The following is a 20,484-nucleotide window of genomic DNA, read 5'->3' on the forward strand; positions in this document are numbered from 1 at the left end:
ACTTTGGTTTATCGCTGCATCATGCGCATACCTTGTTTCTTCTGCTCATTCCAGATTTCTTCAGAGTAGTCCTCCTCATGGATATAGTCAAGATTACCATTTTCGTCCATGGTCCAACAACCGAAAATACCGAAGTTGTATTTGTCCCATTCCCGTTTGGCTTCTCTGCGCCAAACTTGTTCATTACCTGCAGCGAGACGGATACCCGTATTTGAATTCAGATCGATACCGATGGAAATCTCATCATCGTCTTCAATAATTGATAGGATGTCCCCATTCTGCAGTTTCTGCATCTCTGCACCTGTAAGATGATATCGGTCGGTAAGGTATTGAATGTTCCTGCCTATGACTGGAGTCGGTACGCTCAGTACTTGTTTGCTTTCCTGGTCAAGCTGAAAGAAACATTTGGTGCCGAGTTCGTTGCCCGTTTCGTTGCTTTCCAAATATCCGATAATGGCTTTGCCTGCAAGAAGGTTTTGCTTCTGCTGCTCATTGAATACTTTTAAATTATACTCGTCAAGTTTCGGAAAGAAGAGAACATCTACATTGCTTTCTGTCGTTCTTACAAGGCAGAATCGTGTTCTTGCCTTTACTTCTTCACCATCATCAGCAATGATGTGTACAGGTAAGACTGGAGAATGCCGGCCATTGAGAATATTTTGCAAAATGTCTGTCGGCAGATCCTCAATCATCTCCTGTGTCAGTCCAAAACGTTCGAGAATGCCGTAAGGCATTTCATTCTCATCAAAGTTGTAAATCATTTGTTACTTTTTTTAATACGTTATTATTTTTGCCATAACAGTATTTCATTGTCTTATGAAGAACTGTAATAGTTAATCCAGAAACAAAAATAAAAGGTGTGATTAGAGAATCAGAAGAATAGGTATATCATGCCTTAAGTTTTATATATCATTATGAAAGAAGTATGATTTATCGAATAAAATCATACTATTAGCATAAATAAAGTTAGAAAAATCACTTGAAGTATGTGAGTTTTATCCCATGGTAATAGAGATATGTAATTTTGTTTCATGGAAATTAGAAACATACTCATGATGGTACTTCTCTCATTGATGTCAGGTACCACAATAAAAGCTCAATTTAATACGGTTGGACGTTTGCATAATCACCAAATCCATAAGACTAAAAATCCACAAGAGATAAATACTTCTTCTCTTGCGGATAATCTGATATTGAAGGATTCTTTGAAGCATGATTCCATGAAAGAGCAAATAGCACGTTATATGAGTGTGAGCTATCCACTGTCTAAGATTAAAATCAATTCACCTTACGGCTATCGGAAAAATCCTTTCTCAGGCAAACGAAAATTCCACAATGGTTTGGATCTTCATGCAAGGAATGCAAAAGTTCTTGCAATGATGGCAGGCGAAGTGGTGAAGGTTGGGCATGATAGGGTTTCAGGTAAATATGTAATACTTAAACACGGTGATTTTATAGTAAGCTACTGCCACCTTTCACGCATACTTGCATATCAAGGTCAGTCAGTAAAGGCTGGAGAAATCGTTGGAATTACCGGAAGTACTGGTCGCAGTACAGGAGAACATCTGCATATAACCTGCAAGTTTAATGGAAATAGCATAGACCCGATGCTCATTCTCAAACATATAGAAGCCACCCGACAAAGTTGTGTGACAGCCTTGACTGTATTGTAATGAATTTAAAAGCAATAGACCTCTTTATACCATTGTACCCATTTCTGCAAGTCATAATCTTGCGTAGTTATAGCTCTCATTATATCATAGTTGGTGAAAGAACTGAACATTTGATTTCCGCAAGTCAATGCTTTGTATCTATTGATTGACTTATCCAACATGGTGTTTTTGGCATGATGGCATACCGAGAAAGTCACTTTGCTATTATCCGAAATTTCGGATAATAGCAGAGAATCTTTACCATAGGGACGAAACAAGGAGCATAGTTCTTTGAGATCTTTGCGAAGAAGAAACTTTGCTTCTGTGGCAGTCATGTCGGATGAATATTTTTCTCCCGGGCGCAGTCTATGGCCATATCCTACATACGGATAATCCTTTTTTTTATGTAAACCCTCATAGAAGCTGATACAACAGACTGCTCTTTCAAAAGGTGGAAGGTCGAAAATCGTTAGGCTTTTAGAGAGTAATTCAGACGGTGTTACCGTCTGACCGTTAACTCTCATACCAAATAAGAATATGACAAAAGTTGCTATTATCCTGAAATTCATTTTACTTTAAATTTGGTTATCTCGTCAATCATGTTCTTGACATCAAGATTGACACTTACGAAGTTCTGGTACAGAATACGTTCCTTGGCATCCTTTGAAGGAAAGGTGTAGAACTTCGGTATTTGGTAGTTCTTGTAGTTTGCTTCCTCCTCTGCAATCTTCTTCATGTCGAAATCAGTCTTGCAATAGAACTTGGAGGTTTGGAACTCGGCAGACTCCTGAATGTTCATGCTGTCACCACGTCCTGTCTTGGTCTTGATAAAATCACGGGCAGACTGGCCGCAGATCCAACCTGTAGGCATATCCGAAATTTTGCTTGCCGGAACAAGACTGTCCATGTTTTCATTGAGATTGATGGAGGTCTTGTCACGGTCAATAGTCATACCTTTTTTGAGTTGGACTATCTTACCGAAGATGTCGTTTGAAAGCCACTCCAAAGTTTCTTTTGCTCTTGCTGAGCCACTGACTACGTTACCCACTGTTGTGATAACTTTCTGCATTCCAACCTTTCCGTAATCGGATTCGAGCTGCGGCAATTCCTGGAAACCTAATGTGACACTGACCTTGTTACTTCGGGCGGTACCAATCAGTCGGTCTATCTTGTGAAAATAGAGAGTAGGCAACTCATCCACAATGATGCTCACAGGGATATTCTTACCTTGGCCGGTATTCACACGGGTGACAAGACGGTTCAGAATAAGCGCATTCAATGCACCGATAATGCTTTCCATCTCCGGGTCATTGGCTATTAACAGATAGCTTGGATTCTTCGGATCAGACACCTTCAGGTCAAAATCATCACCATCCTTATGGAATATCCAATACGATTCCTTGGTGGCCAGACGGGATGTATAGACACGCAGCGTACCAATCATACCTTCCAACTGTTCCATCGCCTTGTTCTTCATGGCTGTTTGGAACGGTCCCAATAGGGGAGCTACTTCAGGGTCAGTTTCCAATACCTCGAAGATGGTCTGATAGTCTTGATTCAGGAAGGATAGGATATGAGGCATGTCGCTGTATTTCCCCAACCAATATTCAGGTTCCACTTCCTTGCCTGTCTGGTCAAATACTCGGCCTGTAGGCTTGGGGCGGTGTGTTTTCGGCTCAGTGGTCATCTCTGCAATGAGGGCATGGCCGTCCTTGTCGTAAGGTACTTTCTTGTAGTTGACAAAGAAGTAGATGCAAGCAGCGAGGAAGTTCACGGCTGAAGTCTGAAAGAACTGGTCGCTACCGCCACCGCCTTCTTTCTTACCTTTCTGCAGTGATTCCAACAGAGTTTCAGCAGTTTCGCTAGCAGCAGCAAGGTTTCCAATGTACTTCTGTTGGATAGGATTGACACGTCTGGAATACTCTACATCTACAAAGTTGATGATATTGAACTTACACTCCTTGGGAACTTTTCCGGCTTTCTGATTTATTTTATAGTGATAGTATAATTTTTGGGCAAGTGTCGGAAACTTATAATCGTACACAACCATGGCAAAGCCCTTTGCGCTATGCTGACGGATAAATGGTTCGATAATTGAGAAAGTCTTACCTGAACCTGGTGTACCGACAACCCACGTACCACGGAAGGGGTTGACAATGTTCACCCATCCTTTGCGGAATTTTCCCTTGTAATAATAGCGCATGGGTATATTGACACTGTATTTGTTTTCCTGCAATTCCTGGCATTGCTCGAATGACTCGTTCTCAAAGTTGAAACGGTCTTTCAGAAGTCCTTCCTTTAAGAACTTGGATATATTGTCAAGGGCTACATGTATACATATTGTACCGATGATTGACGTAACCATATACAACCAGTAGTTCAAACTGATTGTATAGAATTTCATGCTCATACTTTGGCCGTAAAGCCAAATAGACAATATTATTATAACGAGTCCACCAAACAGCGGATAGAATACCTGATGACGAGCGTCAAATTCCAGCTGCTTCTTGTTACGGGTACCTATACAGGTGACGCAGATGAGTACAAAGGTTGCTATTTTACTCCATATAAGGTTGCCGTCCTGATAGATATACCACCGTTTTATACGGTCATGAATATCGCACAGGATACCACCCCAATAATCCAGTAGTTCAGGATTAATGGCATACTCGAAAAACTCCACTATCAGTGACATGTAAATCAGATAGCGAAATATCTTATATGTAGTCTGTAGTTCTTTAGTCTCTTCCATTAATGCAATTCTTTAATCAGTTGTATAGTGTGATGATGGGTCTGATTTTATGTGCTTGAGTCTTCGGCGTTTCTTGAATGGCTCCAGAGGCAAGTGAGAACAGCCATGCTTTATCGGTTTCCTGCTCCTTTACTTCTGTTGATGTCCAGTACCAGCATTCATCAGGATTGTCCAGTATCTCATCTCCACCACATTTACGTATATATTCGTTAATCTTATTTCTCGTATCATACAAAAGGTATAACTGGGCAACGGAAGGGATGTAGGCACTCTGTCCGTATTCCCATATGTCAAAAACAGCCTCGGCTGCAGGAGAAGTACCGGTGGAACGCATGGCATGGGTATTGCTATTTCCATCTAAGGCTGTCAGGTCTGCGGAAGTATCATGCTTTATACCAATACTATCAGAGTAGGCGCAAGGCACAATATCTTTCAGATAGACTGCATATCCAGTACCTTCAACATCTTCATTCTGGTTGACATAGAAAACCACGGCTATGGGTGTTTTCTCCTGGATCTTCATATCCTCGTATCTTACGATTTTCCCATCTGTACACACTATATCACCAATCTTCATTGAGGTGACCGGAAAGTCCTGATGTGCATCACATGATGCTATGGTTGCCGCTATGAAAGCGGCACAAATGGTGTGAAATATCTTCATCTTCTTTATCTTTTTGATGTGGGTATTTTAAATCCTATTACTATACCAGTTCGGAACAAATCCTTACGGTCAGGGACGATAAGGTCGCATTTGGCCTGAATATACAGTCCCCAGCCATGACGGAGTGATAAATTATGCTCGTAACCGGCATGAATACCGGCAATGAATTTATCTGTGTCACTGCCTCCAGAAGCTCCTATGCGCAGATTTCCGTAATGGTTACGTCCTCTGACTAAACAAGGTTTGTATGCGACTCCAATTCCCCATGTCCGATAGTTGTTCCAAAATGAATCAGGACAGATATGACCACATGAAGCACATTCGTCCCATTTAATGTAGCCGTTGATGAAATACTCCCAAGCGTTATGGTGACGTGTTTCATGTTCCCATGCGATGGTAGCATCCAGCCCACGTTCATAAAGTGCACCAACTCCCAAGGATAAACGGTCACTGTGACTTTGTGCAAATGAAGAAATGGTACAACTGAGTACCATTATCAATGATAAGATGATTTTCTTCATGGCTTATTCCTCCATCATTAGACATGAGTTGAAAGAGTCCGCATACAGCACATCTTCATAATCGATGTCAAGGCTGATGGTTCGGCCACTGATTTGTTTCTCAGAAAGTTCAATAGTCAGGACTTTGTCATTGGGGAAGGTCATCTTCTTCAGAACTATGACATTTCTGTATCCATGCTTGAAACTTTGGGCCGTTTCGAGTGCCAAGACCGGAGTCAGCTCTATCATCTGTGCGTTGGTTGCCTTGGATATTTTCTTGTCGTTTAGCTTGATGCGCAACTCATCGATGTCAAACCGTATGTTGGTGCGGTTCTCTATGCTGAAATCCAAAAAGAAATATTCACCAACTGAGTAGATGTTATTCAACCGCATAGTCATACGATGCTGTCTGGTACTCACATTACGTATTCTCGCAGGGGAGTTCCATATCGTTCTGGCATATCTGGTCATCTCTTCTGTACTCATTGAGACTGCCGGGTTGTGGTATGGAATTTTCTCTGCCGGCTGGATTTGTTTGTCAGACACTGCCTCCTGCATACGTGTAGTATAGATGAGTGCATATTGTGTACGATAGCGTTCTGTTACAATCGTCACAATGGCAAGAATATCTCCATCGGCATGTATATCAGCTCCTTCTTTAGGTTTAAGACGGATGGTATTGTTGATGGGCTGGTCTCCAACAACGGCATCAGTGGAGATGTCGACAAAGCGTACTGGTTCTGTGGCTGTGATAACAGTTGTCACATTCTCATTAACGGTGAGCTGTTCGATTTCCTGATACGTCTGCTGAGCCATAGAGGGGAGGGTTGCCAAAACACATACCGCCAATGCGCCGATTCTTTTAAAAGTTTTCAGTTTCATAATATCTACGTGCTTAAATTATTTTTCTTTGTTGTTTGAACGAGAATTAATTAGGTAAACAAAAGTGCCATATTTGAGCTTGGCTTTATTTTTTTTGATTGCCTTGCTGACGGCATTACTGCTTTTCTGGACTGCATTGGAAATAGCTTGCGCTCCCCATGATGCCAGACTGTTTCCAGATGTGGTTGTATTGGTGAGTGTTGATGTATTGCTTAGCGCACCGCTACCCACATCTTTTGTAGTTTCACGGAACTGGCTGCTTGGAACATACAGTCCTTCTAATCCGTCTGTATCATAGAAGGCAAGGTTTACTTTGATAATCTCACCATCTACCATGATGCTTGTAACATTGCCTTTAACACGCTGTGAGCCAAAACCGCTCATAGTTGCATAAAGGTATGATCCTTTGGGAACAACAAGTTCATTGATTTCCACATCATCTATTAATCGGAGACGGACTCTTGAGCCGTCAACTGCCTTGATGTTTTCATCTATGATGGCTTTAATCAACTTCTGTTCTTTTTCATTCTCACAGATAGTATTGAAATAATCGGACGTTACTCTGACTTTCTTGACCACTTCCTGGGGTTCATCGTTTTTTTCTTTTTCATCGGACACTTCCAGATTCTTTTCATTCATCTTTGTAAGTGTATCCGTATCAGTCGGCAAATTTGTAGCTTGCAGACCTTGCAATCTGGCTTGGGCAATAGCTCGGTTCAGCTCCTCCATGGCTTCTTGCTCACGTTGTTTACTGATGGCTAAGCGGTCTTCTTCAGAAGTACCGTCGCCTTGTGCGACTTCCTGACCTTTCTGTGCGCTCTCCTGTAGTTGTCTTTGCATCTCAGCGAGTTTCTCGGCTTCCTGTTTCTGAGATTCCAATTGTTTAAGCTCTTCTTCTGAATATTTTGAATCATACTCTTCTTTGTTGTCTTCTTCATTACGGTCAATGTTTCCTAAAGCAGTATAGTCATCTATTTTCCCATATGATTTAAGCATATTGTCATACTTTTTGCCAATTCCATCGCCTTTCATGTTGGCATCAGGCAATTCCGGATTCAGATAATCAGTCGTAGTGAGTCCGTTAGGAGTCTCTGCCTTCTCCGTATGAAACAGATCTATGACAAAGTAACCGACAAACAACAGGGGAAAGTAGATGATTATTGGAATCATGTACTTTGGCTGCTTCCAGTTAATGTTCTTCAGTGCGTCCATCATTCTTTATGTTTACGTTGTTATTATTAGATTCGTCATTGACGGTAGAAAGTACTTCGTGAAGACGTTTGGATTTTTGATTGCCCTTGTTGTAATGTTTACGCCATATCAGCTCCTGCCTTTCTGTGGCACTTTGGACGGATTGCTGCCTGTTAAACACAAATGCCATTCTGTAGATATTCAGACATAGACAGAGTATGATAAGTCCGAAAACAATGACAAGAAACAGTTTCCTGTGGTTGTTGGCAAAGTTCTGAACCATTCCGGCAAGCACATCAAGTTTCATCATACGTGCGAACTTGCGACCGGTATTGACTTCACTTTCGTATCTTTGCTTATATTTCGGATCATCCTTATCTGGCATCTTCTCTCCGACAAATAATTTTTTCCATCCCATATTAGTAGTTCATTTTGTTCTTTTGTTCAATATCCTTATTCATAAGTGTCCTCCAGTTTGTGATGAGCAATCCGTGAGGGTTATTGTCAGTCCTCGGTACACGTTTCAGCTGACCTGCAGTGACCAGTTCTCTGGTAAGAATGCTTGTCCGTCGTTCTATACGCTGTTTGCCATAATACATGAACTCCATCTTTTCCTTATCGAATTTTATACTGTCGCAGAATATGCTGAACACAGCACTCGTACCCATAATATTCGAGTAGAATCCTTTTTCTTTCAATGTGTTATATTGGGCAAGACCTGTCTCGTCCACTAAATACATCGCTTTATCCATTGTGTACTTGATATATTTGTCATCTGGAGCCAGAGTGAAAAACAGATGATGGAACATCTCAATGTGAGACTTTGCTTCCACGTCAAGTGTTTCGTCCATTGTGCTCCGATGAACAAGGATAGGCACATTGCCATCCAATACATAGACTTTCTTATGGGCATCCGAGACCATTGTCCGGGCTGTCCAAATGCTGGAGATGCAGATAATGATGCAGCCTACAAGGAAAAGGGAACATATAATCAGCACCAGTTTGATTTTGTTTTCAAGATTCTTAATTACCATAATATTTCATATTGATTTATTGCTTACAATACTTTGCTAATCATGCCTTGGGTTGATACTTTGGCTTGCTGTGCGACTCCTTCACCGAAGTTTCGAGTTGAGAATGCTGTATCACCTTCCGGTATCATCCATGCGGCCAAATCAGGTACAAGGTTAAGACATTTCAGTGCCACAATACTTGCGGCCATGAGATAGCCGGCTGAGAAGAACGAGTTTTGCAGATAGGCAGCCATAGTCTGTTCGCTTTCTGTAATGGCGGTCAGATTCTCCACCTGTATGCACAAGACAATGTCAAATAGGAGCAGTACATAGAATCCTACGAAGTACAGCATAGCTCCGTAGAAATGTACGGTCAGATAACGTATGAGCCACTTTGCCCAGGCTCCTTCCCATTTGGGCAGAAGACTGAATGCCCACTGTATCGGTCCGAAGATGGTCAACATTCCCAACAGGATTTGCTGGCAGTAGATGGTAGCCCACCAACCGATGCGATAAACTATCAGAGCGATGAGCATAATGATTTTATCCAGTCCGACCACTGCACCAGCTGTGAGTGAAGTGAACCATAGTCTGGATGCGTCCTTTTCCATGTTAGTCACTTCTTCAACACCGGTCTGTTCCATCGTGGACTCAATAAGATTTGGATCGGACGTTCCTGAATGTGCTACGTCAGCCTGAGCTTGCAAGGATGTATAGAGAGTGTCCCTGACATAAATGAGTTCCTGAACTTCCTCAAACTTATCTTCTATCTGTAAGGATTCTGCCTGATAAAGGTCATGAGTATATGAACCGATACAGTTAGGAATGTAAGAAAGAAAGTCAAGGAAGCACCAGCTGCTTCCGCTGTTGGTTATTCCCGTATCTGCAGGTGGATACCACCAGCACAGAATAACGGATATTGCCAATGGCCGGAACAGTTTCATCACGTCCAGAGGCTCGTGCTTCACCATCATCTTATAGGCTATATTCCCTGCTACTACAATAGAGAACAGAGCAGCGAGAGCCATGCACATTTGGAGAATCCACCAGAACGGTCCTTGTGAGCCTGTGAATGTGGCATCTGTAAGGAACTCGTTTGTCTGGAAAATCACGTCATCAATCTCTTCTTCAAGAATATTGATACCGAAATCTGAGAGTATATTTGAATCTGCCATGATTTTAGTTTCCTTTTATGTTATAATTCTCTGTTAATTGTGCCCTTCTGAATTTAGTTGCCCGGCTTCTCGCCAACGGCTAAATGCTTCGGTTGCATGAGAAGCAACATCAGTTCGTCTGTTCAAGCGGGCGGCCAACAAGGAAGCTGTCTTGTTCCTGTTGCTTAACTGAATCAGATACGCTATGAGAATTTCATTCTGATGCTCTATATCAGCATATATCGCAAGGTATTGTCTTTTCCTTTGGGCGTTTGGCATATAAGCGTCCTGGGTTTCTTTAATGGCTGTCCTGAACATATTGTAGTATTCGTTCCATCGCGTTTTATCATTTACCGTACCTCCAGAACTGATGATGCGGTTGATATTCTTTTCAAAGTCTGATAGCTTGTTATTCACTTTGCTGCCTTCTGCAAGCCAGGCAATATCAATCTGTCTATCGGCAATATTGAGAGCTTCAATTTCTGCCCGCTGAGTCAGTGACGCTTGAATGCTGTCAGCTAAATCTACCTGTTGGTATGATTCTACACCAGCCAGTGTCCTAAAGCTCAGCTTGTTTTTACTTGCTGCCGATTTCTGGTAGCTGTTATGAAAGAGGGTGTAGTAGAAAGCAGGGGTTAGTCCGCCAACACCTATTTCCTGAACTGTAATCTGATTCATCTTTGTAGCATCGTGGTTGTATGTCACATAAGACTGGGCAGCTGCTTTGAAACAAAGCAGCATTGCACATAAACATAATGTTGTCCGATAACTGATAGAATGTACCATATCTGTTGAGTTTTAAATTGTTATTTAATAGCCTAAATAGCCCGCAACTTTCCACCGGCCAAAAGCATCATTAATAATCTCTTCCTTGGTCTTTGCACGATAAACCTGTCTTTTCCAATATCCGATGCGTACCTGAATGTATCTCCAGGTCTCAAAGTATGCCCTGTTCAGATGCGTCCTGATATTGTCAAGTGAGTTGTTTATGTTCATCAGAATGAGATAGAGATCCGCTGTAGAACAGGCTGCCGCACCGGTAGCATACAGGATTAAATCACTGACCGAACGATACAGATTGTCTCCTTCTTCGGCAATCTTTGCCAAGGCCCCGGCATTGACTGTGATTATCAAGGTATCTGTACTTACAATGTTTCCTCTGTCCAGACACTTCTTTCTGAAGTCTTCAAGCATGTTTTTATAATCACCCACACGGTCACTGATGTTTTCGTAGGTGTTGTAGATATTGAGACTAGTTCTAAGAGACTGATACAGAATGTCAATAACGTCAAACGCACGTGTGTATCTGTCAAGTTCCTTATTGATGTCCCTGAAGCCGATATTGGCATCACTGCTGTACTCATGCAGAAGTTTGTTGCTCGCTTCCAGTGTGGATCGAACAAGCAGCAGACTTCGTTGTTGTTTATGGTCGTTGATATAGGCTTCTATGGAAGCTACATCAAAACCATATTGAGCCTTGGCAGTGAACGGGAACAATACCAAAAGGCAAACAATAATCGGCAATATTTTATTCCTGGTCGCTTTCATCTTCATCGTATTTACCATTATATGTATCTGAGTGGGCACTGGAGGCTGCCTGACGCAACCATCGTTTTCTACATTGTTCAATGAGTGTCAATCTTCTGCCACTGTCATCGTTGATATACGGGACTACGCTTTTCAGCATATCTATGATGGAATGTTTGTAGTGCATCATCTTTTCCAATGACACAAGGTCGGCATAGATATTGGTTAGTCTCGTGTCAATCTGACGGGCTATTTCAAGTCTGTCACTTGACCAGAGCAGATGATAGGTATCACCGGTATCATCTGTTTCTATAGGACTGCTTTTGGCATATTCCACAGAAGGAGTGCAATCCGGAAATTCTCTGGCCACTTCTGATAATTTTGAATTGACCTCGTTGGCTTTTTCCGCATCCGATTTGGACGGATCGAGATTGATAACTTCAACAACCTGTGTGTCACTGTACTCAGTAGTAAGCGTCCATGAAATTTGTACGATAGCACGGTGTATCTTAATCCAAAGGAAATACTTTGGTTTCCGGGCTATGGATATGGTTGCCTTAAAGGTTATGGTACCGTTGATGTTGGGCATGGAGGCTGTACGAACGAATGTATTGCCTTCCCATGCACCTGAACCGTTCCACGACAGATTATAGGCTGTTTTACAATCCTGCATGATAGCCGGTATGCGGTAGTAGTCATCCGTGGCAGCATTCTCACCGTCGATAGCTTCCTGCTTTGCCTGTTCATACTGTGACAGTTCTGTCTCATACGAGCTCATCTCAGCTTTTAGGCTTGATATTCTGTCCTTGTTCTCATTGTAGGACTGTCTGTATATTGCAGCATCCTCAACGCTTGCTGTCTGGATTTTTTTCAGGAGCTCTGCGTTTTCTGCCTCCAGTGCTGTTATTTCTGATTGTACTGAGACAATATTTCGTTTCAACTCCGTTATTTTGGAGTCTATTTCAGATATATTGATACTTCCTTCGGAAACACTTGTTGCCATAGAACATTGCTTGGTATGGTTGTTTACACTGCTTCCACAATCAGAACATTTGTATTGTGTTGAACCTTCTCCTAATTTGGCGCCACCATGACAGGTTACGCTGATGGTTGCTGTCTCACATCCTGAAATTTTCTGGGCATTGGTAGTCTGGTAGTATTTCTTTGGGTCACTTCCCAGATAATAGGTATAGCCCTCTTCATTATCGTTAAGTTCAGACAGACGTGCGTTCATCCCGGCCTTAAAGGTATTCAGGTCCATAGTGTATGAATCAAATATGTCTTCATAGGCTACTTCCTTACGATTCCAGCTTTTGGTAGCATAAATCTCGTAAGCGTATGCTTTTGCATATAATCCTTTTTTTGAAGAAGTAATCTTATATGCGAGCATGTAGTATGAGATGCTGTAGGTATAACCATCATTGGCTTTGTTCAGATTGGCTATCTGTGAACGGCTGTATCCTGCATGATTCTCGGAGTTCTGCAGTGCAGCTTCTCGTTGGGTAGATGATGGATAAAAGTTTTCATCTGTAGTGCTGATTCTGTACCAGTGATCACCATTGATAATTGAGTTATTGTCTTCGGGAGGATAATAGTCGCAAAGTTTAATGGTGCCAGCATCTACACGGTAGATATACCACCTTTGTGTGTAGTACTGGCCGAATGCTTCATTGGCATAGTCTGTAATCCATGCCGTTGTGTTGTAATTCGACAAAGAGAAGAGATTGGCGATGCCTTCCTCACCACCGATAAACTGTAATAAGGTATTTCCGGCATTCTTGGAAAGATTGCCGTATAAGTCGTACACATTCTCGGCTATCTCAATGACACTGCTTGTCTTCTCCATGATGGTACCGTTAAAGGAACTGTTCCCAAGAATGGAACTTACAGCATTGCCGGCTCCAGCTGAAGCAAGGCTAACGCCCATCGCATAGAGGTTATCTATGTCTTGCTTCAGGTTTTCCTTTGTGAAGTTTGTACCAATATTTGAGAAGCTTTCAAGCAGAACATTCCAATCCACATTGCCCAGTTCTGACAATTTCAGAATTGCTGCAAGTTCCTGGTTGATTTCAAGAAATACGATGTCCTTGAATGACAAAGTACTATTGGTAACAATAGACTCAAACTGATAACACAAAGTCTTTACCTCATCACAGATCTTATAGAGATAGCTACCCCAATAGAGGGCGTTATGAGGACTTTTAAGCATCATGCCGGCAACAGTCCATATTTTGGGCATAATTTTGGCAGACACCATGTTGTATATACGGCGGTAATAGTAGTTCTCTGTTGCACTGGTCCATAGTCCCAGGTTTGTGAGAGCTCTGCGGTCGAGGAACTTGGAACTGAAGATTCCTGCAGCGGCCACTTCCGCTGCCTGATAATGTTCCCTGATCTTGGCTATCTGTTGAGCATAATACGCCTCTGTAGCAGCTTCTGTACCGAAAGCCGCCGCCATTTCCGCTACAGTGCGAGTATCATAATTTACGCTGTAGTACTGTGCCATAGCAGGCACTATAGCACAGAGAAATAGAAGTTGTATTATCAGATAGCGTTTCATTTTCAAATCTTACATTTCTGTTTTTGTTTTGAGATTAAGTACATGTTGAGCCTGGTTCACCTTTTGTGCAAAGGCCAAAGACTTGGTTATTCCTGAAAGATTCCAATCCCGGCAATAGGCTTCTATGGCATGCTGATGGTCACATTTCAACTCTCTTTTATAGAGTTTCAAGGCTTCCTTCTCAGCTCGCTCTGTAGTGTAGGTCATGTAGCATTCACGTGGCTCTTCAACTCCAAATACAGCCCCGACACTTCCACGTCGGATAAAGACCTCACGGAAGAAACTTCGTCCTTCCTTATTTTCCAGGCGGTTGATAGTGAAAATTTTCTTACAATCAACGTCAGTCAAACCGAGTGTGGCCTTAATCTCATCAAATCGCTCACGGAATTTGCTCTGGTCGAGCAGCATTACCACGTCTGAGTTATTGATGATAGCTTCCTTGACAATAGGACTTCCTACAATATCCTGTATTTCCTGCGTTACCACACCAACAGAAGCCCAGAACTTACGGGCTGTCTTGTATAGATACTTGATATATTCGGCCATCATGGGAGAGGCGATAGCCTTCCATGCCTCTTCGATAACCAGTACCTTACGGTTCTTCTTGATTCTCATCTTCTGGATGAACACATCCATGATGATAAGCGTAACAAGAGGGAATAGAAGAGGGTCATCCTTAATGGAGTCGATTTCAAACACGATGAAGGTTTCATCAAACAGTTTGGTGTCCAGGTTCTCATTCAGCGTCACCTCATGACTGCCTCCCTTGTAGAAGTCCTTCAACAGATAGTTGTAGGCCGCCAAGTCAATGCCGGAAAGTTTATTTTCTTCAATGATTTGCGGTATGCGGACAATACTGTACTCGTAGAAGGTATTGAACGAGAGATTCTCAATACGACGGTTCACAAAATACTCGTCAAAGTATTCTTTGATGACTTGTTCAATAAGCCGGTCTTCCGTCTTGGTAACTACTCCCTGGGTGCCTTTCCAGATAAGCATAATCAGATTCTTCAAGAAACCTATTTTCTCGATGTTCAGTTCTTCACGTTTGATAGCAAAAGGGTTCATCGTGATAGGATGCTCTTCGGTGTAGCTGATATACTTGCCACCTACATACTCGCAAAGTCCCTCGTAAGAATTACCTGTATCGACCATAACCACATCTGTATTCTGTTCCCACATCTGACGTACCACGCTGTTCATGTGGAAACTTTTACCACTGCCCGAAGGACCAAGACAGAAGAAGTTAGAGTTATCTGTAATCTTGTTCTTACCTTCCTTACCACTGATGTCTATTGCAACAGGGACTCCCTGCCTGTCGGTGTAGTATATTTTCAGCGGTGTTTCCTCGCTATGCTGAATCCTTTCCTTATACATAAGACATGCTGCTGCATCACTAAGGGTCAGAAAACGGTCGTATTCAGGATTGGTGGCATAACAATTTCCAGGGAATGAATTGACAAAAAGTTCCAACTGATTATATGACTGTTTGCTGATGTGGATTCCCAACTTGCTGAAGAGATTCTCCAGATGATTGGTACATCGCTGAATATCCGTATCGATGGGTACTCCAACGATAAGATTGAAATGGGTATATACCAACTGCTTGTTTTCTCTTGCGATAACATCCTGTACATTTTTAATGTCCTCCACGGCAATCTGGTTGCTTGGATTTGGCATACTTGCATGGCGGTTCTTCTTCTTCTCAAGCAGAGAAAGTTCTTTTTTCTGGTTGGGAATGAAGAGCATCTGGTTATACACGACCACCTCAGCTGACGGTATGCTGTCTAACAATGATACCATGTCTACTGGCATGGAAACATTGTTCACCTCAATGTTCGTAAACGGACGTACCAGAGAGGGGATGTTGATGCAGTCCACATCCACGAGACTATATATCTTGCATCTTCTATCACCCATGGTAATAGACTCGTCATCTATCTTGAAGTTGTTCATCGACAAATGTTTGTCGGTAAAGTTCATAGAGAAATAGCGGTCTACGTAATCACGGGCTTTATTGCCATCAAGAAATTGGGCATCCACACCGGAGTCTTTCAACTGGTCCTTGACCTTGCGTATCTTAACCATGAAATCACGCCATTTCTTGCTGTCAAATGAGAAGAGATTGCTCTTCTTGTTTTCCTGAGTGATAATCAGGTAGCTCTGACAGTCGGTATAGGAACGACCTGTGAAATAGTTGAAATATGATTCCGACAGAAATTCATGGTTATCATTGCTCTCGTCATGAAACTTCTTGCGGATAAATACATCTTGTTTGTGGATGGCATATCCATCACCTAAAGTCTGTGCAAGGGCAGTGAAGAGATGATTGAACTCGTAGTAACTGTCAATGTCGGCCGAATATTTCTGTACCGGATTTTCCATCTTCAGAATGGCCGAGTATTCACCGGTCTTGGTGTAAAGTACCCCGATACCGTTGACCTCTTCCACAGAGAAGTAGATATTCTGGAAAATTTTCTTGCGTTTCCCTCCAGTACCGAAAGCCATGACTGAGATAGCCATACCAATAAGGATTGCCACAAATGTTAAGATGACGTATAGAATCATTGTTCTTTGAATTTATTATTCGATTACTTATCAGTTACGTTCACAATCTGAGAGTTGTCGTATAAACTATGTTAGGCTCATCCTAACGGGAGGGTGAGCCTAACCACACACTATTCAAAATCCAACTCTCTTGCTCATTTATCATGTTGACCGATTACATCTTATGTGCATTAGCATAGATGAATACGCCATGTTCCTCTTTCTTGGTGTGCAATCCTTTCCTTTGTTTGAAAAAGATAAGTGCAGCACCAGTGCATAGAGTGACAGCAAGGATGGTGAGTCCGGCAACAAATCCGAGGATACAATACACTATGATAAAGCTGAGAATACCTCCACCTACAGTTGCCGCAGCCCAGGTGATATACCTGCCTTGGAATCCCATAAATTCAAGGGGTTTCTGAAGCCCCTTGAACATGGGATAGCTGACGTATTGATGATTGCCCGATTCCTTTGTCATGACGAATCCATACAGCTTGGTTAATGGTTAGATACCAAAGAACAAAGGCAAAGCCTGTGCAGCGGCTACAAGGAAGATACATGCTCCAACGACCATCATGATTTTCTTCTTGACGTCCTGCTCTTCATTGTTCATTGCAATGTAAACGCTGATGGCACCGACAACGGCAACGACACCGGCTATGGCATAACAAAGCTTCACAACGTATGGAACATACTTTGCAATTTCTTCCGTAACTGTTGTCAGTGCATTTGTTCCGGCTGTGTAGTCTCCTGCAGCATTCTGAGCATAAGTGGCGGCTACTCCGCAAAAGAGCAACATGGCCAGTGTTCCAACACGTTTAGCATTGAAAATCCTTTTGGCTAAATTCTTGATTTTCTTCATTTTCTTGTTGTTTTACAGTTAAAAATTAGACACGTTATCCTTACTTGCTTGGTTATTTATTTTTTTACTTTTATACAATATTATAGCCAAAGAATGCAGGGAAAATGATAGTTGCGCCAATCATAAACAGGCAAGCTCCGACCAGCATCATGATTGATTTGGTTACATCTCCTTCACCGGTATTCATTTTGATATAGATTTGTAAAGCTCCGATAATTGCTACTATGGATGCAATAGCGTAAAGAAGATATACTACATAGAGCATCATTGTGACCGTAAAATCATGGGCATTACTCAATGCGTCAGCTCCCCAGCTGTAGTCAACACCGCCGCATTTAGCAAATGCCGACTGAGGCTGGAGAAACATGAAGCCGAAACAGGCAATAAAAAACAGTTGATTGATTTTACAGTTTATCGATTGCATTCCTTTTCTCTATTTTTCTTTTGTTGTGTTTGTCGTTGAGATTTTGCATGAACTCATCAGGATAAAAACAATATTGAGGAGCTGGCTCTATTTCTTCCATGTTCTCTTCGTTTTCCTTATTGAGCTCTTCAGTTGTAGTAGTCTGTTGAGTGGATTTAGACTCTTCATCTTCAGGAGGGGAACTGTTGGTCTGCTTATTGCCTGTTGGAATGACTACCCGAAGGCCGTCGTCTGTTACTTGCTCTGTGTATGTCATGTCACTACCTTCAGGACCATCATTATGTTCTTCCACGGAAACCGGCACTTCTTCATTATCCATGCTGCTGACATCAATGGTCTCTTCATCCGTTTTCTTTTCGTCTTTCTTACTATGAAGGTCAAGGGTAATCATTACTGAAAAGTAAACCACATACGCAAAGGTGAGGACGAATACGAATATTACAAATCCTGGCATTTCTCAATCTGATTTTAATGTGTTATTATAAAAAAGTTTCATACTCAGAAGACAAAACTTAAAATCAATTTGCTCCTGTGACATGACAAAGAAAATGTGTTTTATGGTATTTAGATAAAAATATGCCGATTTGAATCTCAGTATTAACATACATTTGTTTAGAAGTATGATATTCTGGTAAAAATCATACTATTAGAATAAAAACATCACAAAAAAAGGAGGCTCTCTTGTGGGGAACCTCCTTAAACTAATAGAACAGACTTATTATTTTTGTTACTCCTTTACTATTCCATTGATGACATCGTTCAGATCTTTGAAATTTGGGTATCTGACAGATTCATCAATTACCTTGTTTGAATATTCGTCTTTGATTTTCTTTGTTGTAGCTATACCGGCAGCATCGTTATCAAGATAACAGTGTACTACATCATATACCTGGAGATATGGAAGTGCAGATTTAATATTACTGATTGAATTAAGAACAATATAATCACAGTCGTTTTCAACACAAAGTTGTATATCCATCATCCATTTTCTGATACTTGCATACGTGAGCATATCAAAGAAACCTTCAAATATGCAGCATTCAGAATGTGATTCACCGTTGGGCTTTATTACAGATATTGTTTTCTTTCCGATGCTGCGTTTGCAGTATTTGTTTCTGATTTCCATACCACCATCTACATTTTCAAAGGCTATGGCATAATAATGTTTATCGTTGATATGATAATGTATTTCCTTACAGAACTCCTGAGCAACCTCGAAGTCAACACGTCTTTGTAAAATATATCTTTTCAGATTGGGATGACTGAGGTTGCTAATACAATCAATGAAAGTAATACTTTTTCTTTCATTACCCTTTTCTGCTATATGGCTCTTATTCCACGCATTTCTTCTTTGTTGTTCTTTGGTCATCGTTTCATAATCTTCAGCATATTTGAGATTATGGTTCTTAATCTGTTGTTCAAGATAAGTAAGTACTTGATGATTATTCCATGAAGGATGCATCTTCTGAACAAGATTTATAATGTTTCCTCCTGAGCTGGCCCCAAAGTCATTCCAAAGATTTTTTGTAGGACTGACATTGAAAGATGGAGACGATTCAGCTCTAAAGGGAGATAGATACCAGTAATTACCTCGGTGGATATAGGCATACTGATAACCTTCCGTTTCAAGGAACTGTACAATACTGACTGATTTTATTTCATCTATGGTCATGGCATATCAATAATGTCTAATTGGGCTTATATAAGTTTAGTATATATATACCCTGTTAAACTTAAACTCATAAACTTACTTTAACGGCAGGAGTGCAGGATGATAATGATAACCGTCTTTGTCCTTGGTAATCAGTTTGCGCTCACAGAAGATTTTAAGCATATCCTTAACTGCATTGTCCCCACGCTTGTAGCCTTCTTGTGCGTAAGCCTGGCTGATTGCTTTCACCAGTTCAAGATACCTCTGTGGGCTCTCACCTTCAAAAACAGTGCGAAGTACTTTGGCATGTAAGTCATCTGGCAGAGATGTCAAGGGCTTATCTTTGGGTTTGACTACTGTAATATGATAGCCATCATCCAAGACGGGAAGAGAGTTGTCGTCAATGTGAAATGCCCATGAAGAAAACTCCTTGTCTCGCATGTGCATAGGCCTGACTTCACTGATATTGGAATCTTGCTTGTTTTTACTGATTATCAGAACCGTTTCTGCCTTGTTTTCGAGTTCGGTTCCAATATGACCTCTGGTGTTATTGTCATTCTTATTAAGGTGTAGCACGCAGTGGATGTGAAGATTGTATTTACTTGTCCAAGCCATGAGCATAGTCATCACATCTGTAGATTCCTTGGCATTGTTGATATCATACATGAGATCTCGCAAGCCGTCTATAATGACCAGTCCTACATCCTCAAATGTCCTGAGGGCATAATCTATGAGGGCAATACGTAGAGTAGGAGTGAACTCCCTTAGCCCATAAAACTTGATGCGTTTATCTTCCTTTGTCAGACTCAATCCTGCAAGGCGGTAGATGCGTTCTATCACATTGTGGCAGTGAAACCTACTTTGTTCTGTATCGAAATAGAGGATTTTGCGTTTACCATCAGGAAGACTGGCCCGGTATTTAAGAACCGTTGAATTGTTTACCGCTGCTGCAACCATTGCTGTAATATTAAAGGTGCGGGATGATAATGATAACCGTCTTTGTCCTTGGTAATCAGTTTGCGCTCACAGAAGATTTTAAGCATATCCTTAACTGCATTGTCCCCACGCTTGTAGCCTTCTTGTGCGTAAGCCTGGCTGATTGCTT

Annotated in this window: 20 protein-coding genes and 1 pseudogene; 1 reads left to right on the plus strand and 20 read right to left on the minus strand. The window is 41.6% G+C overall.

Going from position 1 to position 20,484, the window contains the following annotated elements; genetic code table 11:
• Positions 1 to 8: 8 nt before the first annotated feature.
• Positions 9 to 761, minus strand: a complete 753-nt coding sequence (locus tag I6E24_RS05035) for a DUF4099 domain-containing protein (RefSeq protein WP_235326755.1) — start codon at positions 759 to 761, stop codon at positions 9 to 11.
• A gap of 270 nt (positions 762 to 1,031) precedes the next feature.
• On the opposite strand from I6E24_RS05035, the gene I6E24_RS05040 reads away from it, so the two are divergent.
• On the plus strand, positions 1,032 to 1,673 hold the full coding sequence (locus I6E24_RS05040; protein ID WP_235326757.1) for a M23 family metallopeptidase: 642 nt from the start codon (positions 1,032 to 1,034) through the stop codon (positions 1,671 to 1,673).
• Positions 1,674 to 1,678: 5 nt separating this feature from the next.
• Here the strand turns inward: I6E24_RS05040 and I6E24_RS05045 are convergent, their stop codons facing one another.
• The 19 genes and pseudogenes from I6E24_RS05045 to I6E24_RS05135 form a co-directional block, all read right to left on the minus strand.
• Complete coding sequence (locus tag I6E24_RS05045; protein WP_235326759.1) at positions 1,679 to 2,221, minus strand: lysozyme family protein; 543 nt, start codon at positions 2,219 to 2,221, stop codon at positions 1,679 to 1,681.
• Positions 2,218 to 4,404 (minus strand): type IV secretory system conjugative DNA transfer family protein, encoded by a 2,187-nt coding sequence (locus tag I6E24_RS05050; RefSeq protein WP_235326761.1) that lies wholly within the window; start codon positions 4,402 to 4,404, stop codon positions 2,218 to 2,220. Before I6E24_RS05050 ends, I6E24_RS05045 begins: the two co-directional genes overlap by 4 nt.
• A gap of 16 nt (positions 4,405 to 4,420) precedes the next feature.
• Entirely contained in the window at positions 4,421 to 5,068 is a 648-nt protein-coding gene (locus tag I6E24_RS05055) for a DUF1566 domain-containing protein (protein WP_235326763.1), read from the minus strand.
• A 5-nt stretch (positions 5,069 to 5,073) separates the two neighbouring features.
• Complete coding sequence (locus I6E24_RS05060; protein WP_009275704.1) at positions 5,074 to 5,589, minus strand: hypothetical protein; 516 nt, start codon at positions 5,587 to 5,589, stop codon at positions 5,074 to 5,076.
• 3 nt (positions 5,590 to 5,592) lie between these two features.
• Positions 5,593 to 6,450: a conjugative transposon protein TraN gene (gene traN, locus I6E24_RS05065; protein WP_215641389.1), complete on the minus strand. Its 858-nt coding sequence runs from the start codon at positions 6,448 to 6,450 to the stop codon at positions 5,593 to 5,595.
• Positions 6,451 to 6,468: 18 nt separating this feature from the next.
• Entirely contained in the window at positions 6,469 to 7,662 is a 1,194-nt protein-coding gene (traM, locus tag I6E24_RS05070; protein WP_235326780.1) for a conjugative transposon protein TraM, read from the minus strand.
• Positions 7,640 to 8,059 carry a hypothetical protein gene (locus I6E24_RS05075; RefSeq protein ID WP_235326765.1) on the minus strand — a complete coding sequence of 140 codons (420 nt, stop codon included), beginning with the start codon at positions 8,057 to 8,059 and terminating at the stop codon, positions 7,640 to 7,642. The genes traM and I6E24_RS05075 overlap by 23 nt, the downstream gene beginning before the upstream one ends.
• 1 nt (position 8,060) lies before the next feature.
• A complete protein-coding gene (gene traK, locus I6E24_RS05080) occupies positions 8,061 to 8,675 on the minus strand; it encodes a conjugative transposon protein TraK (RefSeq protein WP_235326767.1) in 615 nt (204 codons plus the stop codon).
• A 23-nt stretch (positions 8,676 to 8,698) separates the two neighbouring features.
• Complete coding sequence (locus I6E24_RS05085; protein ID WP_211451939.1) at positions 8,699 to 9,829, minus strand: hypothetical protein; 1,131 nt, start codon at positions 9,827 to 9,829, stop codon at positions 8,699 to 8,701.
• A gap of 33 nt (positions 9,830 to 9,862) precedes the next feature.
• Positions 9,863 to 10,594 (minus strand): DUF5045 domain-containing protein, encoded by a 732-nt coding sequence (locus tag I6E24_RS05090; RefSeq protein ID WP_062695345.1) that lies wholly within the window; start codon positions 10,592 to 10,594, stop codon positions 9,863 to 9,865.
• Between the two features lie 24 nt (positions 10,595 to 10,618).
• A complete protein-coding gene (locus tag I6E24_RS05095; protein WP_075317494.1) occupies positions 10,619 to 11,362 on the minus strand; it encodes a hypothetical protein in 744 nt (247 codons plus the stop codon).
• Positions 11,337 to 13,895 (minus strand): hypothetical protein, encoded by a 2,559-nt coding sequence (locus I6E24_RS05100; RefSeq protein ID WP_235326769.1) that lies wholly within the window; start codon positions 13,893 to 13,895, stop codon positions 11,337 to 11,339. Before I6E24_RS05100 ends, I6E24_RS05095 begins: the two co-directional genes overlap by 26 nt.
• Before the next feature lie 9 nt (positions 13,896 to 13,904).
• Positions 13,905 to 16,463 carry a TraG family conjugative transposon ATPase gene (locus I6E24_RS05105; protein WP_235326771.1) on the minus strand — a complete coding sequence of 853 codons (2,559 nt, stop codon included), beginning with the start codon at positions 16,461 to 16,463 and terminating at the stop codon, positions 13,905 to 13,907.
• A gap of 154 nt (positions 16,464 to 16,617) precedes the next feature.
• Positions 16,618 to 16,920 (minus strand): DUF4133 domain-containing protein, encoded by a 303-nt coding sequence (locus I6E24_RS05110; protein ID WP_235326773.1) that lies wholly within the window; start codon positions 16,918 to 16,920, stop codon positions 16,618 to 16,620.
• Positions 16,921 to 16,947: 27 nt separating this feature from the next.
• The gene (locus I6E24_RS05115; protein WP_214445210.1) at positions 16,948 to 17,304 is read right to left on the minus strand and encodes a DUF4134 domain-containing protein; all 357 of its coding nucleotides are present in this window, start codon (positions 17,302 to 17,304) and stop codon (positions 16,948 to 16,950) included.
• 70 nt (positions 17,305 to 17,374) lie between these two features.
• On the minus strand, positions 17,375 to 17,671 hold the full coding sequence (locus I6E24_RS05120) for a DUF4134 domain-containing protein (RefSeq protein WP_050541679.1): 297 nt from the start codon (positions 17,669 to 17,671) through the stop codon (positions 17,375 to 17,377).
• Between the two features lie 37 nt (positions 17,672 to 17,708).
• Entirely contained in the window at positions 17,709 to 18,182 is a 474-nt protein-coding gene (locus I6E24_RS05125; protein ID WP_235326775.1) for a hypothetical protein, read from the minus strand.
• A 273-nt stretch (positions 18,183 to 18,455) separates the two neighbouring features.
• Positions 18,456 to 19,400, minus strand: a complete 945-nt coding sequence (locus tag I6E24_RS05130; protein ID WP_235326776.1) for a toprim domain-containing protein — start codon at positions 19,398 to 19,400, stop codon at positions 18,456 to 18,458.
• 75 nt (positions 19,401 to 19,475) lie between these two features.
• Positions 19,476 to 20,363, minus strand: a pseudogene (locus I6E24_RS05135) (AAA family ATPase); the annotation flags it as partial.
• Between the last annotated feature and the right edge of the window lie 121 nt (positions 20,364 to 20,484).

The sequence above is a fragment of the Bacteroides caecigallinarum genome, assembly GCF_021530995.1.
GTDB classification, from domain to species: Bacteria; Bacteroidota; Bacteroidia; order Bacteroidales; family Bacteroidaceae; genus Phocaeicola; species Phocaeicola faecigallinarum.